Annotated in this window: 1 protein-coding gene; it reads right to left on the bottom strand. The window is 38.4% G+C overall.

Annotation, left to right across the window (positions count from 1 at the left end):
- Positions 1-378 (bottom strand): Cna B-type domain-containing protein (locus BAU28_RS00005; RefSeq protein WP_116500250.1); only part of this gene is annotated, 378 nt, incomplete at both ends.

The following is a 378-nucleotide window of genomic DNA, read 5'->3' as shown; positions in this document are numbered from 1 at the left end:
TCGTTCCTTCTACTGTTGTTTGCGCTACTTTTGTATTCGTAATGTCATAACCGTGAACTTCAGATTTATATCCATCTACTGGTTGTTCTTTTACTTCATACTTATACGCATTACCTTCGGCATCATATGCCGCTAAGTCTTTAAATCCATATTTCCAGCCTGTTGCTTCACTTGCTTCTTGCGTCGCAACTACTTGGCCATTTTGTAGTAAGTCTACTTTGATTGTTGCCGGACGATTTGTTGCGTTTCCGTCCTTCCACGTTTTTGTTCCTTCTACTGTTGTTTGCGCTACTTTTGTATTTGTAATGTCATAACCTTTTACTTCAGATTTATATCCATCCACCGGTTGTTCTTTTACTTCATACTTATACGCATTAC

Source organism: Bacillus paramycoides (genome assembly GCF_001884235.1).
GTDB classification, from domain to species: domain Bacteria; phylum Bacillota; class Bacilli; order Bacillales; family Bacillaceae_G; genus Bacillus_A; species Bacillus_A paramycoides.
Note: the sequence above shows the minus strand (reverse complement) of the source record. Positions and strands in the feature narration are given on the sequence as shown.